This window comes from Burkholderia sp. AU31652, from assembly GCF_002223155.1.
GTDB lineage: Bacteria > Pseudomonadota > Gammaproteobacteria > Burkholderiales > Burkholderiaceae > Burkholderia.
Genome location: NZ_NKFG01000005.1, coordinates 1,435,845 through 1,460,535 on the forward strand (window position 1 = coordinate 1,435,845; position 24,691 = coordinate 1,460,535).

Annotated in this window: 20 protein-coding genes; 10 read left to right on the forward strand and 10 right to left on the reverse strand. The window is 67.4% G+C overall.

Annotated elements, in window-relative coordinates; all coding sequences use genetic code 11:
* Nucleotides 1-49: 49 nt before the first annotated feature.
* Both CFB40_RS24000 and CFB40_RS24005 read right to left on the reverse strand, forming a co-directional pair.
* Nucleotides 50-1,624, reverse strand: a complete 1,575-nt coding sequence (locus CFB40_RS24000) for a mannose-1-phosphate guanylyltransferase/mannose-6-phosphate isomerase (protein ID WP_089427663.1) — start codon at nt 1,622-1,624, stop codon at nt 50-52.
* Nucleotides 1,621-2,199, reverse strand: coding sequence for a drug:proton antiporter (locus CFB40_RS24005; RefSeq protein ID WP_089429114.1), 579 nt, complete (start codon nt 2,197-2,199; stop codon nt 1,621-1,623). Before CFB40_RS24005 ends, CFB40_RS24000 begins: the two co-directional genes overlap by 4 nt.
* Nucleotides 2,200-2,508: 309 nt before the next feature.
* Here CFB40_RS24005 and CFB40_RS24010 point away from each other — a divergent pair, with 309 nt between their 5' ends.
* The gene (locus CFB40_RS24010; protein ID WP_089432581.1) at nt 2,509-2,757 is read left to right on the forward strand and encodes a hypothetical protein; all 249 of its coding nucleotides are present in this window, start codon (nt 2,509-2,511) and stop codon (nt 2,755-2,757) included.
* Between the two features lie 669 nt (nt 2,758-3,426).
* Nucleotides 3,427-4,818: a sigma-54 dependent transcriptional regulator gene (locus CFB40_RS24015; RefSeq protein ID WP_174971616.1), complete on the forward strand. Its 1,392-nt coding sequence runs from the start codon at nt 3,427-3,429 to the stop codon at nt 4,816-4,818.
* Nucleotides 4,819-4,859: 41 nt separating this feature from the next.
* Here the strand turns inward: CFB40_RS24015 and CFB40_RS24020 are convergent, their stop codons facing one another.
* The 6 genes from CFB40_RS24020 to CFB40_RS24045 form a co-directional block, all read right to left on the reverse strand.
* Entirely contained in the window at nt 4,860-7,346 is a 2,487-nt protein-coding gene (locus CFB40_RS24020; RefSeq protein WP_089432582.1) for a glycoside hydrolase family 2 protein, read from the reverse strand.
* The gene (locus CFB40_RS24025; protein WP_089429112.1) at nt 7,343-8,398 is read right to left on the reverse strand and encodes a DUF1839 family protein; all 1,056 of its coding nucleotides are present in this window, start codon (nt 8,396-8,398) and stop codon (nt 7,343-7,345) included. The genes CFB40_RS24020 and CFB40_RS24025 overlap by 4 nt, the downstream gene beginning before the upstream one ends.
* A complete protein-coding gene (locus tag CFB40_RS24030; protein WP_089427660.1) occupies nt 8,395-9,363 on the reverse strand; it encodes an amino acid--[acyl-carrier-protein] ligase in 969 nt (322 codons plus the stop codon). The genes CFB40_RS24025 and CFB40_RS24030 overlap by 4 nt, the downstream gene beginning before the upstream one ends.
* Nucleotides 9,360-10,556 (reverse strand): acyl-CoA dehydrogenase family protein, encoded by a 1,197-nt coding sequence (locus tag CFB40_RS24035; RefSeq protein WP_089427659.1) that lies wholly within the window; start codon nt 10,554-10,556, stop codon nt 9,360-9,362. The genes CFB40_RS24030 and CFB40_RS24035 overlap by 4 nt, the downstream gene beginning before the upstream one ends.
* A complete protein-coding gene (locus CFB40_RS24040; RefSeq protein WP_089427658.1) occupies nt 10,553-10,804 on the reverse strand; it encodes an acyl carrier protein in 252 nt (83 codons plus the stop codon). The genes CFB40_RS24035 and CFB40_RS24040 overlap by 4 nt, the downstream gene beginning before the upstream one ends.
* 189 nt (nt 10,805-10,993) lie before the next feature.
* Entirely contained in the window at nt 10,994-11,776 is a 783-nt protein-coding gene (locus CFB40_RS24045; RefSeq protein WP_174971612.1) for a Crp/Fnr family transcriptional regulator, read from the reverse strand.
* A 922-nt stretch (nt 11,777-12,698) separates the two neighbouring features.
* Between CFB40_RS24045 and CFB40_RS24050 the strand changes: the two genes are divergently transcribed.
* The 4 genes from CFB40_RS24050 to polX all read left to right on the forward strand — a co-directional run bounded on the left by CFB40_RS24050 (nt 12,699) and on the right by polX (nt 17,621).
* Nucleotides 12,699-13,481, forward strand: coding sequence for a Crp/Fnr family transcriptional regulator (locus tag CFB40_RS24050; RefSeq protein ID WP_089427656.1), 783 nt, complete (start codon nt 12,699-12,701; stop codon nt 13,479-13,481).
* Nucleotides 13,482-13,513: 32 nt separating this feature from the next.
* On the forward strand, nt 13,514-14,917 hold the full coding sequence (locus tag CFB40_RS24055; RefSeq protein WP_089433300.1) for an undecaprenyl-phosphate glucose phosphotransferase: 1,404 nt from the start codon (nt 13,514-13,516) through the stop codon (nt 14,915-14,917).
* A 386-nt stretch (nt 14,918-15,303) separates the two neighbouring features.
* Nucleotides 15,304-15,696, forward strand: a complete 393-nt coding sequence (locus tag CFB40_RS24060) for a TraR/DksA family transcriptional regulator (RefSeq protein WP_089429110.1) — start codon at nt 15,304-15,306, stop codon at nt 15,694-15,696.
* A 155-nt stretch (nt 15,697-15,851) separates the two neighbouring features.
* The gene (gene polX / locus CFB40_RS24065; RefSeq protein ID WP_089432583.1) at nt 15,852-17,621 is read left to right on the forward strand and encodes a DNA polymerase/3'-5' exonuclease PolX; all 1,770 of its coding nucleotides are present in this window, start codon (nt 15,852-15,854) and stop codon (nt 17,619-17,621) included.
* Nucleotides 17,622-17,675: 54 nt separating this feature from the next.
* On the opposite strand, the gene ald is transcribed toward polX, so the two are convergent.
* On the reverse strand, nt 17,676-18,791 hold the full coding sequence (gene ald / locus CFB40_RS24070) for an alanine dehydrogenase (protein ID WP_089432584.1): 1,116 nt from the start codon (nt 18,789-18,791) through the stop codon (nt 17,676-17,678).
* Between the two features lie 345 nt (nt 18,792-19,136).
* Between ald and CFB40_RS24075 the strand changes: the two genes are divergently transcribed.
* Nucleotides 19,137-19,553 (forward strand): DUF3995 domain-containing protein, encoded by a 417-nt coding sequence (locus CFB40_RS24075; RefSeq protein ID WP_089432585.1) that lies wholly within the window; start codon nt 19,137-19,139, stop codon nt 19,551-19,553.
* A 9-nt stretch (nt 19,554-19,562) separates the two neighbouring features.
* Here the strand turns inward: CFB40_RS24075 and CFB40_RS24080 are convergent, their stop codons facing one another.
* Nucleotides 19,563-20,150, reverse strand: coding sequence for an RNA 2'-phosphotransferase (locus tag CFB40_RS24080; RefSeq protein WP_089432586.1), 588 nt, complete (start codon nt 20,148-20,150; stop codon nt 19,563-19,565).
* A gap of 601 nt (nt 20,151-20,751) precedes the next feature.
* Here CFB40_RS24080 and CFB40_RS24090 point away from each other — a divergent pair.
* From CFB40_RS24090 to CFB40_RS24100, 3 genes are read left to right on the forward strand one after another with little or no spacing between them, the layout of a single operon-like run.
* Nucleotides 20,752-21,489 (forward strand): gluconate 2-dehydrogenase subunit 3 family protein, encoded by a 738-nt coding sequence (locus tag CFB40_RS24090; protein WP_089427651.1) that lies wholly within the window; start codon nt 20,752-20,754, stop codon nt 21,487-21,489.
* Nucleotides 21,489-23,267 (forward strand): GMC family oxidoreductase, encoded by a 1,779-nt coding sequence (locus CFB40_RS24095; protein ID WP_089427650.1) that lies wholly within the window; start codon nt 21,489-21,491, stop codon nt 23,265-23,267. Before CFB40_RS24090 ends, CFB40_RS24095 begins: the two co-directional genes overlap by 1 nt.
* Nucleotides 23,264-24,676: a c-type cytochrome gene (locus CFB40_RS24100; protein WP_089432587.1), complete on the forward strand. Its 1,413-nt coding sequence runs from the start codon at nt 23,264-23,266 to the stop codon at nt 24,674-24,676. Before CFB40_RS24095 ends, CFB40_RS24100 begins: the two co-directional genes overlap by 4 nt.
* Nucleotides 24,677-24,691 lie beyond the last annotated feature (15 nt).

A 24,691-nucleotide genomic window follows, 5' to 3' on the forward strand; every position in this document is an offset into this window, starting at 1 on the left:
CGCGGCGGCGGGTGTTGGCGTCGCACACGCCGTCGCAACCCGCATGCCCTTACCGGATGACGTCGCGTTCCGCGGCTTCCTCGTGCGGTTCGCGCGAGGCGAGCGACGGGGGCTGCTGCGCGGTCCCGACGACTGCCCGCCCGTACTGATCCTCGAACCGCACGATATCGTCCTCGCCGAGATAGTTGCCCGATTGAACCTCGATGATTTCGAGCGGAATCCGGCCGGGATTCTCGAGTCGATGCACTTCGCCGACGGCGATGTATGTCGATTCGTTCTCGCACAGCAGGAACGTCTCGGCGCCGCGCGTCACCTTCGCGGTGCCGCGCACGACGATCCAGTGCTCGGCGCGGTGATAGTGCATCTGCAGCGACAGCTGCTTGCCGGGTTCGACCACGATCCGCTTCACCTGGAAGCGCTCGCCGAGGTCAATCGAATCGTAATGGCCCCACGGCCGCTGCACCTTGCGGTGCTCGCTCACCTGCGGGCGCTGGTCGCTCTTCAGGCGCGCGACGATGTTCTTCACGCGCTGCACGTCGTGCTTGTTCGCGACCAGCACCGCATCGGCCGTCTCGATCACGACGACGTCCTTCATCCCGACGCACGCGACGAGGCGGCCTTCCGAACGCACGAGGCTGTCCTGCGTATCCTCGAAGACGATCGGGCCGCGCGCGACGTTGCCGTGATCGTCCTTCGGCATGATTTCCCAGATCGCGTCCCACGTGCCGACGTCCGACCAGCCGGCCGCGAGCGGCACCACAATGCCTTCGATGCCGAGTTCGGCGTGTTCCGCGAGGCGCTCCATCACCGCATAGTCGATCGAATCCGATGGGCACGCGTCGAAGGCGGCCGCATCGACCCGGAAGAACGGATCGTCGGCGACGCCCGCGCGCCACGCGCTGTCGCAGGCGGCATGGATGTCCGGTGCGAGCGCGCCGATCGCCTTCAGCCAGACCGATGCGCGCGTGACGAAGATCCCGCTGTTCCACCAGTAATCGCCCGATTGCAGGTAACGCTCGGCGAGCGTCGCATCGGGTTTTTCGACGAAGCGTCCGATCGCGTAGCCGCCGTGGCTGCCGTGGCGGCCCGAGCGCGGCTCGCCGACCTGGATGTAGCCGTAGCCCGTCTCCGCGCGGCGCGGCAGCACGCCGAGCGTGACGATCGCGCCTTCCTGCGCATAACGCGCCGCGCGCGCGACCGCGTCCTGGAACGCGGCGACATCCGCGATCACGTGATCGGCCGGCATCACGGCGAGGACAGGATCGTTCGCGAGCGCGTTCGCGTCGAGCGCGGCCAGCGTCAGCGCGGGCGCCGTGTTGCGCGCCGCGGGCTCCAGCAGGATGCGGGCAGGCACCGAGCGGCCGTGTACCTGCTCGGCGCTCATGAAGCGATGTTGTTCGCCGCATACGAGTAGCAGCGTGTCGCCGAGCGACGCGTTCGCGATGCCGTTCAGGCGGCGCGCCGTCGCCGACAGCGGCGACTCGTTCGAGACCAGCTCGATCAGCTGCTTCGGATACTGCTCGCGCGACAACGGCCACAGCCGCGTGCCGGAACCGCCGGCGAGAATCACCGGCAGGATGCTCGGCAGATCGGGTTCGGGAACCGGGTGAAGGGCGCGGGTCATCGGTTCGCTCCGGTATCGGCGGGCAGCCGGGCGTGAGGGCGGCCGTCGGCGCGCGTATCGTCGTCGCGCGAGAACGAAACGGCGCGCGACAGCAGGTGACGCAGCGCACCGGCCGTACGGTCGGCCGGCCGGACCAGGCCGACGAACGGCGCCCCTTGTTCGAGATACGGGCCGTAGGCTTTGCGGAATCCGAACCGTTTGTAGAACGCCTGACGCGGCGCGGGGACGTGCATGCGCACCGCGGTGTCCGGCCATGCGGCCTGCGCGGCGGTGAGTGCGCGCCCGATCAAACGTTCGAGCGTCTCGTCATCGCGGCAGCTTTCGCTCGTCAGCACCTTGTCGATCACGACGTCCGGATCGATGTCGTCGCCGGGCAGGATGCGCGCGTAGGCGGCGACTTCCGTCGTGTCGCCGTCGCTCACGCTCGCATAGACGTGCAGCGCGCCTGCGTCCTTGCCGTCGATGTCGAGATGCGTGTGGGCGTCCTCGACCACCAGCACGGCGTTGCGCGCGCGCAGGATTGCATAGAGATCGACGGCGCTCAGATGTTCGAATTCACAACAATGCCATTCCATGATGCTGTCCTCGCGTGATGCCTTCGGCACGCCGCGCTGCACGGACGCGATCGTTCCGTGCGACGTGGCGATCTTCATCATCCGGATGCGCGGTCCTGCGGTCTGTTCGACAGCGTACTCACGCTCCGGATTCGCCGGTCCGGCGCGGGCTGCGGGGCGGTGTGCGCGACGGGCGAGCGTCGCAATGTGCGACAGCACACATCGTCCGTGCCGCTGGCTTTTCATAATTGATTCATCGTGGCTCGCTGCAATGAAGCGCGACTGGTCCGCATCGCACGCGAACGAGGCAGCGGGGCGCGGGACCGAGGATTGCGCGCGGCCGACGACGGACCGCTCGCGTACCGCATCGTCGGCACGCTGCCGCCCGCGTGCATGCACGACCGTCGTGACCTGTCGCGGGCCTGCATCCGGTCGAACCACGGGGTTGTCCGGTCGCGCGGGAATGGCCATCATGCTGCGCCGCGAGACGCGCGTGCCGGCCCCCTGAAGTTCGAGCTCGCCGGCGGCGATTCGCGCGAAAAGCGCCAGCGTGGCGCGATGCCGTTGATTACGGCGTGATTACGACGTGTAACGGCCGGATGGCTCTCGCGCCGGCGCAATGGGATCGGGCTATCCGGGGGCGGGCGCGATTATGTGGTGCGACGGATACGGTGCCGCCACTTTAAGGAGATTTCGACGGAAGTTGCGGGTAATCGACGGTATCAATCTTGCGGAAAAGTAGTATTTGCCACTGATTGACGGGAAAGGTCATAGATAATCAAATCTCAGTGTTCAAAAAGGGGGCGGTGCGGAACGGCCGGCCCCGTAACCGCTTGATTCAGGTTTATCTTTTGCTAACAAAACCGGCCCGAAACGGGGTGTAAATTCAGGTGCGGTTGAAATGGGGCAGTCAATCCGGGCGCGGTTTGGCGGCCCGCCGGTTCAGCATCGGCGCGCTTGCCGTGTACGACGCAATGCCCATGCGGACGGGTTTTGGTTTGCCGACGTGCCCCGCCTGGCGGCGGGTTGCTTCAAAGCCGGAATGTCGTGGCTCCCGTAGCCGCGCGTTCCGTTCGAGTTCGATGACAACGGGACCGGATGATATCCGGCTCGATCTCCGGGGGTTCTCGCCGTGTGCAGTTTCGATCTTCGCCAAGGCTGCGGAAACGCAGCGCGGAAAGGCGGCCATGCGCCGCCTGCCGCCGCGCACGCGAACGGTTCGCGGAGTGCAGAAAATGATGGTTCGTTATGAATATGCCAATAACGCGCGATAAGAGCGCCGGCGTGGGGAGCGGTAACGGGCAGCGTCCGCTGATTTACTGGACGCAATCGCCGTCCGTGATGCTGCGAAAGGAATTGTCGCGCCGCGACTGGAAGGTGTCGGTCGTCGCGCATGCGAGCGAGCTGCGCGACACGTCCGGCGAAATTACCTGCGGCATTCTCGACCTGAGCGGCGGTCATGCCGATGCGATCGGCAACATCGCGTCGACCTGCGCGTCGATGCGCGATGTCGTGTGGGTGGCGCTCGTGGATGTCGGCCAGACCACCTCGCCGAACGTGCGCGCGCTGTTGCGCGACTACTGCTTCGACTACGTGACGTTACCGGCGTCGCATCAGCGGATTGCCGATACGGTCGGCCATGCCTACGGCATGGAATGCCTGTTCGCGCGCGATCGCGAACAGCTCGAATCGGAGGAAAAGGGCATCGTCGGCACCTGCAGCGCGATGCTGCGGCTGTTCGATACGGTGCGGCGTTTCGCACGCACCGACGCACCAGTGTTCGTGTTCGGCGAAACGGGAACCGGCAAGGAACTTACGGCCGTCGCGATCCATCGCCATTCGGCGCGGCGCAACGGCCCGTTCGTCGCGGTCAACTGCGGTGCGATTCCGCCGCATCTGCTGCAATCGGAACTGTTCGGCTATGAGCGCGGCGCGTTTACCGGCGCGAACGCGCGCAAGATCGGCTACGTCGAAGCCGCGAACGGCGGCACGCTGCTGCTCGACGAGATCGGCGACCTGCCGCACGAGAGCCAGGCGAGCCTGCTGCGGTTTCTGCAGGAACGCTCGATTCACCGACTTGGCGGCAGCGAACCGGTGCCGGTCGATGTCCGGATCGTGTCGGCGACGCACGTCGACCTGCGCGATGCGATGGAAGAAGGACGCTTTCGCGCCGACCTGTTCCACCGTCTGTGCGTGATGCGCATCGACCAGCCGCCGCTGCGCGCGCGCGGCAAGGACATCGAACTGCTCGCGCACCACATGCTCGAACGCTTCCGCGGCGATGCGCGCCATCGCGTGCGCGGGTTCTCGACGGATGCGATTACCGCGCTCTACAAGCACGACTGGCCGGGCAATGTCCGCGAGCTGATCAACCGCGTGCGCCGTGCGGTCGTGATGACGGAGGGGCGCCTGATCACCGCGCGTGACCTCGAGCTCGAATACTGTCTCGATGCGGCGTCGCCGTCGGTGGCCGACATCCGCAAGTCGATCGAGCGCGAGGCGATCGAAACCGCGTTGCTGCGAACGCGCGGGCGCGTTGCCGCTTCGGCGCGCGAACTCGGCGTGTCGCGCGCGACGCTGTATCGCTGGATGGAGGCGTACGGTATCGAGCGGCCGCGCGGGACGGGCTCGTCCGATTGATACAGGGCGACCCGACGCTCGCGGTGGCCGCGAGCGTCGGGTCAGCCGGCCTGCGTGGCTCGCACCGCGCGCGCGGCGTTCACGGCACGGATTTCCACCGCGGGCGGGGCGTTGTCGTCGGCCGCCACAGGCTTCCCGTCGATGCGCAATGGAACGAGCGCGATGCGCGCCGGCGTGCCGGGCGCGAGATGGAACCAGTCGTCGCCTGGCATGAATCCCGGCGCGTCGATCTGCACATGGCGCGCGACGTGTCGCGTGTCGACGTCGACGTGCCAGGTCTCGCCGGTGCGCGACACGCATGCCTCGATCCCGAGTTCGCGACGCGCCAGCACGGCCGGATGCGTGCGCGACACAAAATGGAACGCCTGCGACAGCAGCGTGCCGTCGTCGGCACGCAGGGTCGCGACGACCGTATCGTGTTCGCACGGGCCGAAACGGTATGCATAGGTCCAGTCGAAGAAGCGGCCGAGCAACTCGGCCGAGCCGAGCCGCACCGTGTCGTGCGCGGCGATCCGCACCGGGCAGCCGGCCCGCGCGACCGGCGTACGGCCGTCGCGCAGCGCGACCAGCTCGATTGACGCCGACAGCGGCGCCGGGCGCTCGTTGACGACGTGCACGTCGAGCCCGTTCAGCCCTTCGTCGACGAGGAGCACCTGGATCGGCTGCAGCACCTGGCGCAGCGCATACCATGCCGATTTCGGCCGGTGGGCGGCGTCGATCACGCCCCATCCGGCGCCCGGCATCACGTCCTGGAACTGCCACACGAGCGCGCCGGCGCAACGCGAGCCGGTGCGGCGCCATTCGGAAAACGTCTCGCGCATCACGTCCGCGACCACCGCACGCGACAGCTCGACATAGCGCGCCGGATCCTCGCGCCGCAGCCGGTCCGGCACAACGTCGTACAGCGTCTGCAAATAGTGGTCGCGGATATCGTCGAAATCCCACGACGTGCCGGGGTCGCGCGGCACGGCCGCCTTCCAGCGCGGCTCGTGCACGCCGGGCCAGCCGAGTTCGGCGAGTGTCGCGTCGCACGGGACGTTCGCGAACGCGAGGCATTCGCTCGCAAAGCGCACGTCCGCGCGGCGCGCGTCGTCGAGCGGACGCAGGTACGCACCGACGCCGTAGTAGTGCGACACGCGTTCGCGCGGCGTGAACGGCAGTACGCCGCCGTCGGGCGAATCGGGCACGTACGGGACATCGGGACGGAGCGCGGCCGCGTGGCCGGCCAGCCGGTCGGCCGTCAGTTCGAGGAAGCGCTGCTTCGGCCCGAGCCCCGACATCGCGGCCTGTTGCGCGATCTCGCTGCCGCCGCACAGCACCGCAAGCGACGGCGAAGCGCCGTGACGCGAGAGGAACTGGGTCGCTTCGCGATCGACGTTGGCCGCGAACGTGGGATCGTCGAGCGCGTAATCGAAGTTCGCGAAACCGAAGTCCTGCCAGACCAGCAGCCCGAGCCGGTCGCACCACGCGTGAAAGGCATCGGCCTCGTAGGTCATGGTGCCGCCGACGCGGATCATGTTGAAGCCGGCGTCGCGTGCGAGCCCGAGCAGGCGGCCGTAGGTCGCGTCGCCCGCGTGGAGCGCGAGCGGCGCGGCGCTGCTCCAGCATGCGCCGCGCGCGAACACGGGCACGCCGTTGATGCGCAGTCCGAAACCCTTGCCGTCGGCGCCGGAATCGATCTCGATCGTGCGGAAACCGGTCGAGCCGAGCGGCCGGCGCGCATCGCCGATATGCAGCACAACGTCGTAGAGCGACGGTTCGCCGTGCGTATGCGGCCACCAGCGACGCACGTTCGGTATCGCGACGTGCGCACGCAGCCGGTCGGCGCCGTCACGTTCGAGCGTCGCATGATGTTCGCCGCACGACAGCCGCGCTGCGAACGTATCGGGCAGCGGCGCGGCGAACGTCAGTTCCGCGTCAAGCCAGCCCGTGTCGCCTTCGACACGCGCCTGCAGTTTGCAGTTGGCCAGAACGGGCCCGTCGGCCGGATCGAGCACGTCGACGGGCCGCCACGGGCCGGTGGGCACATACGGCGGAAACCAGCCGGGCATGTGCCCGAACAGCGACGTGCGGATCGTGCGCAGCCCGGCCGGCTCGGCGAGCCGCGTGCGCCAGCGCGCGCGGCGCGGTGCGCGCGCGTCGCGCAGGTGCGGCGCGAGCGCGCGGAAACAGAGGGTCAGCCGGTGCATGCCGTCGAGCGATACCGGCACGTCGTGCGCGACGAACATGCTGTCCGAGCCGTGAATCGGCGTGTCGTCGAGCCAGGCCTGTGCGAGCGTCGCGAGGCCGTGAAAGCGCAGGATGCGCGGCCCGCGCCCACGCAGCTCGACGCGGTACCAGTGGTCGCGCTCGTCGAGCGATGCGGCTTCGTCGAGCCGGCCGGCCAGCGCGAGCGCCTGCGCGACCGTGCCGGGCACCGGCGCCGCGATCCAGCCGCCGTGGCCGGCCGGGAGGTCGCGCGGTTCCCGAACGGCGCCTGCGGCCGTCGCCAGCATCGACCACGCGGGCAGGGCGCGCGCGCGCGTCACCGCATGACCGACACGGGCGCCGTGTCGTAGCGTGCGGGCGTCACGTGCCGCAACGGCGCGCAGATCTGCCGCGCGCACGCGACGACGTCGACATACGCGGCCTCGATCGCCTCGAGCGTCGAGTCGCCGCGCTCCTCCTTGCCGCGTGCGCATGCGCGCGCGAGCCGGAATTCCAGCACCATCGCTTCGGACGCGATGCGCTCGCACGCGGCGCGAATCTCGGCGAACGGGCCGATGCAGCCGCTCGCCTGCAGCCAGCGCGCATAGTGGCCGAACAGTTCGAAATTCGCGCCGAGCTGCCGCACCGAATTGAACGAGTATGCATGGAAATGTTCGAGCGGCGCCTGCGCGAGGCGTTGTGCGTCGGTCTGCAACTGCCGGCGGAACGCCGCGATCGGATCGACGGTCGGCAGGCGCCGCAGGTGGCGCTGCAACGCGGCGAGCGAGGCCTCGCAGAGCGCGCGTTCGTCAAGCGGCGTAAAGCGTCGTTTCGCGCATTCGACGTACGGCGGCAGCGTCATCGGCGAGTTGCCGCCGACGAGCCCGTTGTAGTCGAAATCCTCGGCCACGTAATAGCCGCTGTTGTGGAAGTAGCCGATCTGGCGGTTCGCGCGGTCGATCGCGTCGATGCCGATCGTCGTCTTCGTATGCTGCGTGCGGTAGCTGCTGCCGCGCGTATCGGGCAGGAACCACGCGTCGACCTCGACGATCATCAGGTGGCCGCGCGCGACCTGCGTCTCGATGTGTTGGTCGAGCGGCTCGTAGATCGAATGTTCCTGCACGACGATCCCGTAGAGCCGCTCCAGCTCGTCGAGCGGAAACTTGAAGAACGTGAACTGATCGCCCTCGAAGTCGAGCGCGATCGTAAACGGCAGCGCCGCGTACGGATTGAGACCCCACCACCGGAGCACCTCGAGCCACATGTCGACATAGCAGTTGGTCTGCTTCCAGACCATCGCCTGGCTGTGCAGCGGGTGCGGCCGGTAGTGGCGGGCGCGGTGGCGCACGCTCTCGAACGACGCGTCTTCGCCGTCGCGGGACACGAACCTCATCGCGTCCCCCACAGCACGTCGCGGACCGCTTGCGGCCACGCGTCGATATCGAAGCCGTGGTGGCGGAACAGCGCGAGCGTGAGCCGTTCGAGGCCGAAGCCGACGCAGCCCGTGTGCGCGACGTCGCCCGTCGCGGTGCGGATGTCCCACAGCAGCCCGAAATGGTCCATGTGGTAGTTGAAGCTCAGGCACGCGGTCTGGCGATCGTCGTGCTCGATCGGGATCAGCAGCTCGAACTTCAGGTTCTGCTCGCGCTGGCTGTCCGCGACGATCTTGCCGCCGCGCCCGAAGAACGGGTCGTTCGCGAGATCGATCGCATTCGGCAGGCGCAGCGCGTCGATCATCTTCGTGCCGCGTTCGATCCACGTCTCGCGGAACGAGACGATCTGCTCGGGCGTGCCGATCCGCACGTACTCGCGCATCCGGAACAACTGCATGCGGGTCGGGTCGAGCGACGGTTCGTGACGGAAGCAGTACGAGAACACGTCGACGATCCGGCCGTCGGCGGGCAGCGCGCCCGCGCGTGCGACGACCGGATAGACGGGGTAGCACGCGGCCGGTGTCATCACGACGTAGGTCGGCTTCTGGTTCTCGGTCCAGTCGTCGCCGCGATCGAGGCATTGCAGCACGCGCTGATGCTGGCGTTCGTCGCCGCAGAACGCATGCACGCTGCCCGCCAGCTGCGGGAAGCTCTTCATGTATTCGCTGCGCTCGAACTCGGTGCGGCTCATGGCCGGCGGGAAGCGCAGCACTTCGGCCTGCTGGTCGGCACCGATGCGCGTGACGAACGCGTCGAGCGCTTCGACCACGCGCTCGAATCGCTCGCTGCGGCCGAACAGGCCCTGGATGCCGGTCGAGACCAGCAGGCCCGCGTCGATCAGTTCGTCGCGCAGCGGGTTGACGCCCGCGCGGTCGAGCGGGGCGTCGGCGGGGGAGGCGGCGGGCACGGCGAGGCGATCGTTCACGTATGTTTCTCCAGCGTCGCAGGACGCAGCGCGAGCAACAGGCTCGCAGTGTTGGCGGCAATGCGGTCGTTGCTGATCATCAGCGGCGCCGCGTGCAGGTCGCGAATGTGGCGGCCGATACTGAAGGGCGTGCCTTGCTTGTAGCCGGCCATCCCGCAGATCATCATCGCCTGGTGCGCGACTTCGAGGGCCGTCTCCGACACGTAGGTCTTCAGCGTATTGATTTCGGCGGCCCAGGCCATGCCGGCCGACCACGAACGGGCCGACGCATTCGCGTGAAGGCGCAGCACGTTGTCGACGCGGGCCTGCATCGCCTGCATCAGTGCAAGCGATTCGGCGATGCGCCGCGCGGCGGGCGAAGGTGCGCCGTCGGTCTGGCGTGCCTGCGCGCGGAAGAACTGGTGCGCGCGATGGAATGCGTCGCCGGCCACGCCGATCCACACCGCGGCCCACAGGATGTGCGAGACCGGCACCATCGTTTCCTCGGCGATCGTCGCGAACGGCACCGGCAGGCATTGCACGGCGGCGCCCTGCGCATCCAGCACGAAGCCGTTGCTGCACGTGCCGCGCATGCCGAGCGTGTCCCATTCGCCGCGGCGCGTGAGCGTGTAGCCGTCGCGCAGCAGCGTGACGAGCACCTGCTCGGAAGCCGGCGCATCCGCATCGCGTCGCGCGGTGGCGAGAATGCCGTCCGCGTAGTCGCCGTACGAGATCGTCGGCGCGGATTTGTGCAAACGGAAGCCGCCACCGTCGATTTCGAGTGCGCACTGGCTCGCGCGCAGGTTGCCGCCCACGCCGTCTTCCGACGTGGCTGATGCGAGCAACCACTGGTGGCGCACGAGCTGTTGCAGGAACAGCTTGTGCCAGCCCTGGCCGGCGGCGTGATCGACGATGCAGGCGACCTGGATCTGGTGCATCGCGAACACCATCGCCGACGACGCACAGGCCTGGCCGAGGATCGAGCAGGCCGACGCGATGTCTTCCAGCGACGCGCCCGCGCCGCCGAGATGGGTCGGCACCATCGCGCCGAGCAGGCGGCGCGCGCGCATCGCCTCGATCGCCTCGACGGGGCAGCGCGCGTCGCGGTCGACCGCGTCCGCGTGCTGCGCGGCGATCTGTGCGACGGCATGCGCGGCCTCGTCGAGCCGACGCGCATCGCTGTCGGCCGCGAGTTCGGGAAGCGGCGCGCTCATGCTGAATGCTCGGTGCGTTGCAGCGTGGTGATCGTGTCCGCGAGCGCGTCGATGCTGCGGAACAGGTTGCGGTTCAGCATCTCGTCGGGAATCTCGATGTTGAATTGCTTCTCGATCGCGAGCATCAGCTGGATCGTGTCGAGTGACGAAAGGCCCGCGTCGTAGAGGTCGTCCCCGTCGCCGATCGAATCGATCGCGGCTTCGAGATGGGCGACGTGTTTCAGGATGGTTCTGATTTCGTTTTTCACGTGCTGCTCCGGCGTGCGTGGTGTCGTCCGCTCGGGCAGACGCGCGACACGCGCTGACGTCCCCCCGGCAGTCCGGCATCAGTAGACCATTGGCAGACACGGTGTTCTGTTCGCCACCCTACAAACAGCTGACCCGGCAGGCACCGGACGGCACGCGACGCTGCGTCCCGTCCTGATGCGGCACGCCGATCAGGCGCGCGACGCGGCCGGCACGCCCGAATCGGCCGACAGGATGCGCTTCATCTCGTCGCGCACGATCGCGCGGCAGCCGCACGACATTTTTTCGAGGCCGTCGAGGTCGGCGAGCTCGATCGAGCTCCGGTACTGGCGGATCAGGCCCAGCTTCTGGATTTCGCCGGCGGCATCGGTGACCGTTTCGCGCCGCACGCCGAGCATCTGCGCCAGCATGCTGTGCGTCACCTGGATCTCAATGCTGCGGGTCCGGTCGTACGCGAGCAGGAACCATCTGCATAACTGATGTTTGAGCACGTGATGACGGCTGCAGAACGTGATCTGCGAGACCTGCGCCATCAGCAGCCGCACGCAGACGAACACGAGATGGCGGATCACCGGCGATGCGTCGAACGCGGCGGCGAACACGCGCCGGTCGAGCCGGTAGACGAAGCCGTCGCGGCAGGCCACGGCGCGGCAGGGCATCCGGCCGCTGCCGCCGATCACGTCGTCGCACACCACGCTCTCGCTGCCGATCTCCGCGACTTCCAGCGTCATGCCGCCGGACGACACGTACTGCAGCGAAATCGCGGTCGTGACGGGCAGGTAGACCGCCGCGAGCATTTCGCCGGGCTCGCAGAGCACTTGCCCGGATTTCAGGTGGACGAGTTGAAGGTGGGGGGCCAGCGTCGCGCGCTCGTCGCGGTCGATGGCCGCGAGAAAGCGGTTCGCGTCGAAGCTGTGGGAAAGCTCGATCATGCCGTTCGCGTACGCGACGGTATCCGGGGCCTGGTGAGTCACGGCGCATCCTCGTAGGGTGGCGGTCACGCGTCGTCGCGGCGATATCCCGGGAATTGGGAATTCGCACGATCGTGCGGACTTGTGTTCGTCAAAAATGGAGTGACGATACTGGCGAAAAGGCTAGCACGCCATTGAAATCGATCAATTGCATATTACGTCATTTCACAAAGTTTGACGATTTTGGCGCATGTAAACGTGATCCGGATTTAATGACTCATTTCCGTGAAATTAATCATCCGGAAGTTGAATGCGACCTCGGGCATTCATTCCATGTCGACCGTGAATCAATCTGCCGGGAGGGGCGCATCGCACGGGAAAAGTGCCAGATGGGCATTGAACATTTTTTGACAAATAAATTGCTATTTCAAGAATGTCTATATAAATCATGCGGTTGCGTGAGAATTGTGCGGTGGATGACAGAGGCGAAAATTAGTGTGCCGATTCAGATTTGAGACAGTTTCAAACAACCGTGTGAGGCGCGATGCCATACCGGAGTGCTATCCGGGCACGTCATGGAAACAATTGAAAATAGACTGTAAGTATATGAGCGACAAGCCGTGCAGCACCGGTGCGGCTGCCTCGGCTCGAGGCAGGTGAATGATCAGTCAAATTGCCCGCAGTGTCCACCATCGGGAAGAGTGTCCGGAAATGAGACGCTTTTTTTGTTTCTTGGCCGGTTATTCGGTCGATCTAAATCAGGCGTGATTCATATATTAAGGATGGGCATGTATTGGCACGTAAATCGCTTATTCGGGCTGGCGTGTCGAAACGGGACGGCCGACTCGATCCGGCGGCGATAAGCCGACGGTCAGTCGGAATCAGGGTTGTGGGCCGCAACCACGGTCAGTCCCGGGCGCGCATCGCGATAACGAGTTCCGTGCACGCGGCTGCAGGCGGCGCGGACAATAAAAGGGATACAGACATGCTTCATCTTCACTCGAGCTACTCGGCGAACGCCATCCTCGATGCCCTCCCGGAGGACAGCATCCGCACCATCGCACCTCATCTCGAACTGGTCAGGATCAAGGCCGGGATGCTCGACCGGGTCGGCGAGCCGATGCGCCACGTGCATTTCCCGACGACGTCGATGATGTCGGTGCAGCATCTGATGGAGGACGGTGCGATGGTCGAGGTGGCGCAGGTCGGCCGCGAGGGGGTGGTCGGCCTCGCGACGATGGTCGGCGGCGCCGCGGCGTCGCAACGGGTCGAGGTCCGCATCGGCGGGATGGCTTATCGCGTGCCGAGCTGCGTGATGCGCGCCGAATTCGAGCGCTCGCCGGAAACCTATCGGCTGCTGCTCAACTACTGCCAGGCGGTGATGGCGCAGATCTCGCGCAGCGCGCTGTGCAACCGGCATCACTCGGTCAGCGAGCAGCTCAGTCGCTGGCTGCTGCTTGCGCATGACCGCATCGACGGCGACGAACTGGCCGTCACGCAGCAGACGATCGCGAACATGCTCGGCGTGCGCCGCGAAGGCGTGACGGAAGCGGCGGGCAACCTGCAGGAAGCCGGGCTGATCCGGCAGCGCCGCGGCCGTATCACGGTGCTCGACCGCGACGGCCTCGAACATCACGCGTGTGAATGCTACAACCTGATCCGCGAGGACTATCGCAGGCTGCTCGGCACGCGCGAGACGGCGAGGCCGACACCGGTTCGGCCGCGCATGCCGGACGTGCATCGCGGGTTCCCGGCACATGGTGCATGACGATGCAATCGAAGTCCGGTGGGACGAATTCGATGCGGCGTTCTGTGATCGCAGTTATCGACGCCACGCTCGTGCTGGCAGGCGCGCTCGCGGCGCAGGCGGCGTCGGGCCTCGCGTGGCACGCGCTGTCCGACGCGCAGCGCGGCGCGATCGCGCTGCTGTGCGTGCTGACCGTGGCCTTGCTGCCGCGCTACCTGCGCACCGTGCGCGGCAGCGTGGCGCCGCAAGGCGGCACGCATGCACTGACGCAGACGATGGTGGCGCTCGTCTGCGCGAGCGTGCTGACGGTCACCGCCGCGATGTGGATCATGAATCGCGGCGGCACGATCACGACACGCTGGATCGTGCGGACGGTGCTGGCCGGCGATGCTGCGTTGCTGCTCGGCCGTGCCGCGCTGCTGGCGCTCGCGCTGACGCGTGACGACCCGCGCGCGCGGCAGCGCCGCGTCGCGGTCGTGGGCGCAACGGCATATGGGCGTGTCGCGGTCGAGAGGATGCAGCTCGCGCCGAACGGCCCGTTCGTGGCCGCATGCGTATTCGACGACGACGCACCGGCTGCTACCGGCGCCACCGGCGGCATCGGCGGCATCGGCGGCGTGCCGGTAATCGACGACTGGAGCGTATTGCGTGACCTGATTCGCGGCGGCGACATCGACGAGGTCTGGCTCACGCTGCCGATGTCGCACGAGTGGCGGATCCAGCGCATCGTGCGCGAGTTGCGCGACGAGTTCGTGGAACTGCGGCTGTTGCCCGACGTGCGGCAGATGGCGGTGGTCGATCGCTCGGCGACCGACGTGCTCGGCATGCCCGCCATCAACCTCGCGACCACGCCGCGTTCGGCGCCGGAGCTGTGGGCGAAGTTCGCGTTCGACCGGCTGTTCGCATTCGGCGTGCTGATTCCGTTGCTGCCGCTGCTGTCGATGCTGGCGATCGCGGTCAAGCTGTCGTCACCGGGGCCCGTGCTGTTCAGGCAGCGCCGCAAGGGTGTCGACGGCCGGGAGTTCGACATTCTCAAGTTCCGGACCATGCGCGTGCATCGCGCCCAGCCGGGCGTGCTGCAGCAGGCGTCGCGCAACGATTCGCGCATCACGCGCGTCGGCGCGTTCCTGCGGCGTACGTCGCTCGACGAACTGCCGCAGTTCTTCAACGTGCTGTTCGGACAGATGTCGGTGGTCGGGCCGCGCCCGCACGCGATCGAACACGACGACCTCTATCGGCAATTGATCGACTGCTACATGTACCGCTACCGCGTGCGGCCCGGCATCACCGGATGGGCGCAGGTGAACGGCTATCGCGGTGAAACGCGCAAGGTCGAGGCGATGGCAGCACGCGTGAAGTTCGATCTGTTCTACATGCAGAACTGGAGCTTCTGGTTCGACATGAAGATCATCCTGTTGACGGTCGTGCGCGGCTTCATCGGGCGCAATGCATTCTGAGGATCACGAAAGATCGAGGCGGCGCCGCGCGAGCGATCGTCCCGACGGCGTAATGCCGGTTCGTGCGCGCGGACGAAGCGTTGTAGCCGTGCGGAAAATTGCTGCGCTGCGGTCGTGCCGCCGAGTGTCCGAGCGCGCACCGCGGGTCCGGATTACGCGTCCGGCCCCAGTTTCCGCACGGCTGCCGCTGCCTGACCGACACGCTGATTCCGGTCAACACACGCGTGTTCAATGGGTTTATCCTGCGTCGAATGCGTCCGGCGCTCTTCGTGTCGCCGGGCGCCCATCCGGACACGGTGGCAGGCGGTGACGCCGGCCCGCCGCGCACCGGCGCGACACCGCGCGCCGCCATGCTCCGCGCGGAACCCGGAACAGGAGAGACGGCCATGTCGCTCGACCCACAACAACGGCAGACGCTGAAACAGCGGCTGAACGAGAGCGAGCAGACGTTGCGTGCGGAGATCCGCGCGAGCGAAGACCAGCGCGCGTCGGAGTCCTACGCAGACCTCGCCGGCGCGGCGCCGGACGAGGGCGACGAGGCCAATGCGGATCTGTTCGTCGACGTCGATCATGCGTTGATCGGCATGAAACTGACCGAGCTGCGCGCGATCGGCCGTGCCCAGCAGCGAATGCGCGACGGCAGCTACGGCGAGTGCATCGACTGCGACGGCTCGGTCGGCTACGAGCGCCTGCTGGCGCGCCCGGCCGCCGAACGCTGCACGCATTGCCAGTCGATCTACGAGCGGCACTACGCCACGACACCGCGCGCCTCCCTCTGACGCTGTCATCGTCGCCATCACGGCGCTGCACGCGCGGCGCGGCCGGCGTACGATGATGAACGGGCACCCGGCGGCGTCAGCATGCGGCGCCGGGCGGGCAGACGCTGTCGCGCACGCGCGCGGCGCCATCCACGTGGAAGGGAGCCACGCCGATCATGCCGATCCACAATGCCGAGTGTGCGGCGGTGTTCGCCGAGATCGCCGACATGCTCGAGATCCAGGGCGCCAATCCGTTCCGGGTGCGTGCCTATCGCAACGCAGCACGGACGATTGCCGACTACGGGCGCGATATCCCGACGATGATCGCGAACGGCGACGATCTCGGGAAGATTCCGTCGATCGGGCCCGATCTCGCGTCGAAGCTGCGCGAGATTGCCGCGACCGGCACCTGCGAACTGCAGCAAACGCTGCGTCACGCGTTGCCGGGCGCGATCGTCGAGCTGCTTGACGTGCCGGGGCTCGGCGCGAAGCGTGTGAAGGCGCTCCATGACGCACTGCACGTCGATTCGCTCGAGCAGCTTCGCGCGGAAGCGAAGAGCGGGCACGTGCGCGAGTTGCCGGGCTTCGGCGCGAAAACCGAAGCGCATCTGCTCGAAGCGATCGACGACCGGCTGAAGCGCGAACCTCAACGCTTCCTGCTGCCGGATGCGGTGCACGCGCTGCAGCCGCTGCTCGAACGCCTGCGCGCGATCGCGGGCGTCGGCAACGCCGTGCCGGCCGGCAGCTTTCGCCGCCGCCGCGAGACGGTCGGCGATCTCGACATCCTCGTCACCGCACGTGATCCGGTGGCTGTCGCCGACGCGTTCGTCGGCCATGGCGAGGTCGCGCGCGTGCTCGCGCACGGCAAGACGAAGTCGAGCGTCGTGCTCGCCAGCGGGTTGCAGGTCGACCTGCGCGTCGTCGATGCCGACGCGTTCGGCGCGGCGCTCGTCTATTTCACCGGATCGAAAGCGCACAACATCGCGTTGCGCAGGATCGCGCAGGCCGGCGGGCTGAAGATCAACGAGTACGGCGTGTTTCGCGGCGACGAACGGATTGCCGGCGCGACCGAGGCGTCGGTCTATGCGGCGATCGGGTTGCACGACGTGCCGCCCGAGTTGCGCGAGGATCGCGGCGAGATCGAGGCCGCGCGGGCGGGCACGCTGCCGGCACTGGTCGAGCGCAAGCACGTGCGCGGCGACCTGCATGCGCATACCGACGCGTCGGCCGGCCGCGACAGCCTGCGTGCGATGGCCGATGCGGCACGCGCACGCGGGTTCGCGTACCTGGCCATCACCGACCGGGCGCCGCATGCCGGCGGCAGCCGCAGCGACTTCGACTGGCTTGCCCGGCAGCTCGACGAGATCGATCGTCTCAACGCGTCGTTCGACGATTTGGTGCTGCTCAAGGGCGTGGAGGCCGGCATTCGAGAGGACGGCAGCCTCGATGTGCCCGATGCGATGCTCGGCCGGCTCGATCTCGTGGTCGGCGTGGTACGCGACGGCTTCGAGCTGTCGCGCGACGCACAGACCGCGCGCATGCTGCGCGCGATGGATCATCCGCATTTCACGATTCTCGCGCACCCGACGGGCCGCGTGTTCGGCGAGCGCGATGCTTGCGAACTCGATGTGCCGCGCGTGATCGCGCACGCCGCGGCGCGCGGTTGCTTCGTCGAACTCGATGCGCAGCCGCGGCGGCTCGACCTGCCGGACGTCTGGTGCCGCGAGGCCGCGAAGGCCGGCGTGCCGGTGGCGATCGGCTCGGATGCGTGCAGTGCGGACGAACTCGACAATCTTGCGTACGGCGTCGATCAGGCGCGACGGGGCTGGCTCACGCGGCCCGACGTGCTGAACACGCGCACGCTCGCGCAATTGCGGCCGCTGCTTGCACGCACGATGGGAGCGGGCGGCGCGTCGAAGCGCAGCGGCGGCGCGAAGGGCGCGTGAACGCAGCCGGCGGCGTGTGCCGTCAGCGGCTGGCCGGTCATGAATGTGGTCACGTCATGCCAGTACGCCGGCCGCCGGCACATAGGGCAGGCCGAGCGCGAGCGCGACGGCTTCGTACGTGATGTGTCCGTCGCATACGTTCAGGCCCGCGCGCAGATGCGGATCGTCGGTCATCGCCTGCTTCCAGCCCTTGTCGGCGAGCGCGAGCGCATGGGTGAGCGTCGCGTTGTTGAGCGCGAAGGTCGACGTGCGCGCGACTGCGCCGGGCATGTTCGCGACGCAGTAGTGCACGACGCCGTCGACGACGAAGGTCGGGTCCGCGTGCGTCGTCGCATGCGAAGTCTCGAAGCAGCCGCCCTGGTCGATCGCGACGTCGACGACGACCGCTCCCGTGCGCATCGTCGCGATCATGTCGCGCGTGACGAGCCGCGGCGCCGATGCGCCCGGCACCAGCACGGCGCCGATCACGACGTCGGCGTCGCGCACGGCTTCGTCGATCGTGTGTGCATTCGAGCAGACGGTCGCGATCCGGTTGGCGAAGACGAGGTCGAGCTGGCGCAGCCGGTTCACGTTGGTATCGAGCACGGTGACGCGTGCGCCGAGGCCGACCGCCATCTGCAGGGCGCCGGTGCCCACCACGCCCGCGCCGAGCACGACGACGTGCGCGGACGGCACGCCGGGCACCCCGGCCATCAGCAGGCCACGCCCGCCGCGCGGGCTTTCGAGATGAGTCGCCGCGACCTGGATCGACATGCGCCCGGCCACCTCGCTCATCGGCGCGAGCAGCGGCAGGCCGCCACCGGGGCCCGTCACGGTTTCGTACGCGATGCAGACGGCGCCGGACTTCACGAGCGCGGCCGCCTGGTCGGGATCGGGTGCGAGATGCAGGTACGTGTAGAGGATCTGGCCGCGCCGCAGCATCGCGCATTCCGCCGGCTGCGGCTCCTTGACCTTGATGATCATGTCGGCGCGCGCGAAAACTTCGTCGGCGCCGTCGCAGAGCGCTGCGCCCGCGGCCGTGTAGTCGTTGTCGAGCAGGCCGATCGCCGTGCCCGCGCCGCGCTGCACCAATACGCGATGGCCATGCCGCGTCAGTTCGCGGGCGCCGGCCGGCGTGAGGCCCACGCGATATTCGTGGTTCTTGATCTCTTTCGGCACACCGATCAGCATGAGTTGCCTCCATGGCCTTCGTTATCGTTGTCGTGCAGGTGCGCCATGCGGCGAACGTTGCCCGTGCGGCCGATCATGCAGGAGCGTATCGACCGCAGTACTGGAATATCAGGGTAGTAGTGCGCGGAGGGAAGTCAAGCGGCCGGATCGCGTGCACCGGCGCGCGCACTGCATCGCAACATGCGCTGTCGCGGGTGGCGGGTGGCAGGTTGCGACCGGAGGTCGCAATGCACGTGGTGCCGGGTTTCGGTATCGTCACGTGTGGCTCGGACCGAGGCCGCGCGCCGGAACGTCGCCGGCAACACATCGCGATAACGAGACAACGACACGAGGGCACTGACCAACATGACCGGAGCGTATTTCAGCGTGCCGACGCTTTGCGCAATCGCGCTCGTTCACGTCTACTGGGCGTTGGGCGGGCGGCGCGGCAAGGGGGCGGCCATTCCGGAGCAGGACGGCGAGCCGCTATTGCGGCCGACTGCCATCGGCACGCTTGCGGTCGCGGTGGCGTTGCTGGGCGGCGCGTGCGTGGTTGCCGCGCGTGCCGGCTGGCTGGGGCCGAACGCGTATCCCGGCACGATCTCGTTCGCGGTCGTTGCGTTCGCACTGATCTTCGCGGTGCGGGCCGTCGGCGATTTCCGTTACGTCGGCTTCTTCAAGCGGATTCGCGGCTCGCGTTTCGCACGCATGGACACGCTGTATTACTCGCCGCTTTGCGCGGCGCTGGCGCTGTCCATCGCGTCGATGTTCTGGCCGTGGTGAGCGCGCGTCTCAGCGCGCGGGCCCGTCCATCTCTTTGAGGAATGCCGCCGGCACGGTGTCGGTCAGCCATACGCCGTTTTCCGCGACGAAGAACGTGTGGCCTTGCCGATGCATGCGCTGCGCATCGACCTCGAGTATCACGGGCACGCCGTAGCGCGTGCCGACGGCCAGCGCCGTCCGGATGTCCGGCGACAGATGCACGTGATGACGGGCGCCGGGTTTCAGCCCTTGCACCCGAATCGAATCCAGGAAGCGCGTCGCCGTGCCGTGATACAGGCGCTCGGGCGGCTGCGCGGTAGGATAGCGGCGCTGCACGACGGGCGTCGAATGGCCTTGCACCGCACGGATGCGACGGCCGTCGTCGGAGAGGGCGAAGCGTTGCTTGTCGTTAATCGCGCAGACGGTTTCGAGCGTCGCACGATCGAGGTGGTGCCCCTGGCGAGCAGCGCCGGAAAGCAGTGCGTCGATGTCGGCCCAGCCTTCCGGGTCGAGTTGCAGCCCGATCGACTGCGGCGCGTGGCGCAGCAGGTAGCTGAGATATCGGCTGATGCCGGTCGCGTCGGTCGCCGGCAGTTCATTCTTCTTGTGTGGTTTCATGAGACGCGGAGGCTACCAGAGCACCGCGCAAAAAAGTACGCCCGGGTACCCCGCGTAGCAGGAAAGAGACAGCCTTCGGCGCAGCGCGCCACACAACAATCGTCTACCTGACGCCCGCGTCAGTCGGTATTCCCGCGATCCTTGTCGATTCCGACTCCCGGATTTTTCAATTGTTGCGATTTTCGATGCATTGAATTGCATTGATACGACACTCAATGGAACCGGTTCCATTTATAATTCGCGACACTCGTCGCCGGGCCCGAAAGAGGGTCGTGCACGTTGCGCTTGCTGTCGGCAAACGCGGCGTCTAAGTTGAATGAGGGTCATGAGCGATGAGGAGCAGATGCGGGCAATTGCCGGTATTTGTCAGACGATAAGGCTCGCGAAGAAGCCGATCCGTGCAGCGCAACCTGAATTGGCGCGATGCGCGGCTGCTTGAAGGCGCTGCCGTGCATGGCACGGGCGGCGCCTGCAGCGAGGTTGTTCGCAACAGACGAAAGAACAGGACGGCCAGCCGCATGCGGCATGGCTGCCATGCCGGACATGCCGCATGCGGAGTGCGCGCGTCCGGGTCCCGATCCCCAACGATCAACATCCGACCATGTCCACGCCACCTGACAAACCCAACTCGCGCCGCCGTTTCCTGCGCACGTCGGTCGCGCTCGTGCCGATCGCGTCGGTCGCCGGCTGCGACCTGCGTTCGTCGTCGCCTTCCGCGACGACCGGCAACGCGCCCGGTGCATCGGCCAGTGCCGAACGCGCGCCGTACAAGCCGACCTTCTTCGATGCGAAGGAATGGGCGTTCGTCCAGGCCGCCGTCGACCGGCTGATTCCGGCCGACGCCGAAGGGCCCGGTGCGCTCGAATCGGGCGTGCCCGAATTCATCGACCGCCAGATGGAGACGCCGTATGCGCACGGCGCCACCTGGTACATGCAGGGGCCGTTCCAGCAAGGCGTGCCCGAGCTCGGCTACCAGCTGAAGCTGGTGCCGCGCGACATCTACCGGCTCGGTATCGCGGCGGTCAACCGCTATTGCGAGAAGACCCACGGCAAGGCATTCGCGGATCTCGACGCGCCGACGCGCGACACCGTGCTCGGCGCGCTGGAGAAGGGCGGCGCGCAGATCGACGACGTGCCGCCCGGCGTGTTCTTCGGCCAGTTGCTGCAGAACACGCGTGAAGGTTACTTCTGTGATCCGGTGCATGGCGGCAATCACGACATGGCCGCGTGGAAGATGATCGGCTTTCCGGGCGCGCGCGCGGACTTCATGGATTTCGTCAACCAGAACGGCAAGTCGTATCCGTACGGCCCCGTCTCGATCAACGGGGAGCGCAGCTGATGGCCGCAGAGAAAAAACCGCATGTCGATGCGGTGATCGTCGGCTTCGGCTGGACCGGCGCGATTCTCGCGAAGGAACTGACCGAAGCGGGCCTGAACGTCGTCGCGCTCGAGCGTGGCGAGTATCGCGACACCTATCCGGACGGCGCGTATCCGAACACGATCGACGAGCTGACCTACAACATCCGCAAGAAGCTGTTCCTCGACCTGTCGAAGACGACCGTGTCGATCCGCCACGGCCTGCAGGACACCGCGCTGCCGTACCGGCAGCTCGCCGCGTTCCTGCCGGGCGAAGGCGTGGGCGGCGCGGGGCTGCACTGGTCGGGCGTGCATTTCCGGATCACGCCGGAAGAGCTGCGCCTGCGCAGCCACTATGAAGAGCGCTACGGCAAGAAGTTCATCCCCGAAGGGATGACGATCCAGGACACGGGCGTGACCTACGAGGAGCTCGAGCCGCATTTCGACTTCGCGGAGAAGGTGTTCGGCACGTCGGGGCAGGCGTACAAGGTCGGCGGCAAGGTGGTCGGCGACGGCAACGTGTTCGAGGCGAACCGCAGCGACAACTTCCCGCTGCCCGCGCAGCTCAATACCTATTCGGCGCAGCGCTTCTCCGACGCGGCGAAGTCGCTCGGCCTGCATCCGTATCGGCTGCCGTCGGCGAACACGTCGGGGCCGTACACGAACCCGTACGGCGTGCAGATGGGCCCGTGCAACTTCTGCGGCTACTGCAGCGGCTACGCGTGCTACATGTACTCGAAGGCGTCGCCGAACCTGAACATTCTGCCCGCGCTGAAGCAGGCGCCGAACTTCGAGCTGCGCTCGAAGTGCCACGTGCTGCGCGTCGACCTCGACGATACGAAGAAGCGCGCGACGGGCGTGACCTACGTCGATCCGGCCGGGCGTGAAGTGCACCAGCCGGCGGATCTCGTGATCGTGGCCGCGTTCCAGTACCACAACGTGCACCTACTGCTGCTGTCGGGCATCGGCAAGCCGTATGACCCGATCTCGGGCGAAGGCGTCGTGGGCCGCAATTTCGCGTACCAGAACCTGTCGACGATCAAGGCGTTCTTCGACAAGGATACCTACACGAATCCGTTCATCGGCGCGGGCGGCAACGGCGTCGCGGTGGACGATTTCAACGCGGACAACTTCGACCACGGCCCGCTCGGATTCGTCGGCGGCTCGCCGCTGTGGGTGAACCAGGCCGGCGTGAAGCCGATCAGCGGCATCGCGACGCCGCCCGGTACGCCGCAGTGGGGCTCGGCGTGGAAGAAGGCGGTCAAGGACAACTACGCGCACACGATCTCGATGGACGCGCACGGCACCAACATGTCGTACCGCGACGTGTATCTCGACCTCGATCCGACCTATCGCGATTCGTACGGCCAGCCGCTGCTGCGGATGACGTTCGACTGGAAGGACAACGACATCAAGATGGCGCAGTACGTGACCGGGCAGATGAAGAAGATCGCGGAGGCGATGGGGCCGAAGGCGATCAGCGTGTCGACGCGCGAGTTCGGCAAGCACTTCGATTCGCGCGCGTACCAGACGACCCACCTCGTCGGCGGCGCGATCATGGGCACCGACCCGAAGACGAGCGTGCTGAACCGCTACCTGCAGTGCTGGGACGTGCACAACGTGTTCGTGATGGGCGCATCGGCGCTGCCGCAGGGCATCGGCTACAACCCGACCGGGATCATCGCGGCGCTGGCCTACTGGTCGGCACGTGCGATCCGCGAGCAATACCTGAAAAATCCCGCCCCGCTGGTGACCGCATGAAGAGGACGATGAACCACAACGTCGCGCGCCGGATGTCGCGCGCGCTGGCGGCCGGTGCGGCCTGGGCCGCGTTCGGCTGCGCAGGCTCGATGGCGTTCGCGCAGCCCGCCACTCCCGCGGCGGCTTCCGGCCCGGCGGCCGCACCCGCGGCCCAATCCGCCGACGCGGCCTTGATCAAGCGCGGCGAATATCTCGCGCGGGCAGGCGACTGCATCGCGTGCCACACCGCGAGCGGCGGCAAGCCGTTCGCGGGCGGGCTGAAATTCGACACGCCGATCGGCGGGATCTACTCGACGAACATCACGCCGGATCCGAAAACGGGCCTGGGCGGCTGGACGGTCGAGGACTTCACGCGCGCCGTGCGCGAAGGCGTGCGCAAGAACGGCGACACGATGTATCCGGCCATGCCGTTCCCGTCCTACGCGCGCCTGACCGACGACGACATGAAGGCGCTGTACGCGTACTTCATGCACGGCGTCGCGCCCGTCGAGCACGAGAACCGCGCGGTCGACATCGTGTGGCCGCTGTCGATGCGCTGGCCGCTCGGGATCTGGCGCAAGATGTTCGCGCCGACCCCGAAGCCGTTCGACGCGGTGCCATACACCGATCCGGTGGTCGCGCGCGGTGCGTATCTCGTGCAGGGTCTCGGCCACTGCGGCGCGTGCCATACGCCGCGCGCGCCGACCATGCAGGAGCGCGGGCTGACCGACGCGGACGGCCCGGACTTCCTGGCCGGCGGCGCGGCGATCGACGGCTGGGTGCCGACGAGCCTGCGCGGCGAGCCGCGCACGGGCCTCGGCACGTGGACGGAAACCGAGATCGTGCAGTTCCTGAAGACGGGCCGCACGCTGCGCACGGCCGCGTTCGGCGGGATGACGGACGTGGTCGGCCACAGCATGCAGCACATGACCGACGACGACCTGAACGCGATCGCGCGCTACCTGAAGACGCTGCCGCCGCGCGTGCAGGGCGAGCAGCCGCACGTGTACGACGCGGCGGCCGCGAAGGCGCTGCAGACCGGCGACGCGAGCAAGCCGGGCGCGGCCGTTTATCGCGACAACTGCATGGCGTGCCACCGCAGCGACGGCCATGGCTACACGCGCGTGTTCCCGGCGCTCGCCGGCAACCCGGTCGTGCAGGGCGACGATCCGACGTCGCTGATCCACGTCGTGCTGGAAGGCAGCGCACTGCAGGGCACGCGCACCGCGCCGTCGACGTTCACGATGCCGCCGTTCGGCTGGCGCCTGTCGGACCAGGAAGTCGCGGACGTGTCCAACTTCGTGCGCACGAGCTGGGGCAACACGGGGGCTGCCGTGACGGCCGCGCAGGTCGCGAAGGTGCGCAAGAGCGTGCCGTCGACCCGGCCCGAACCGCCGCCGGGCGCGCGGTTCCCGCAAGCGTCGCGCTGACGGGGCGGCGGGGCG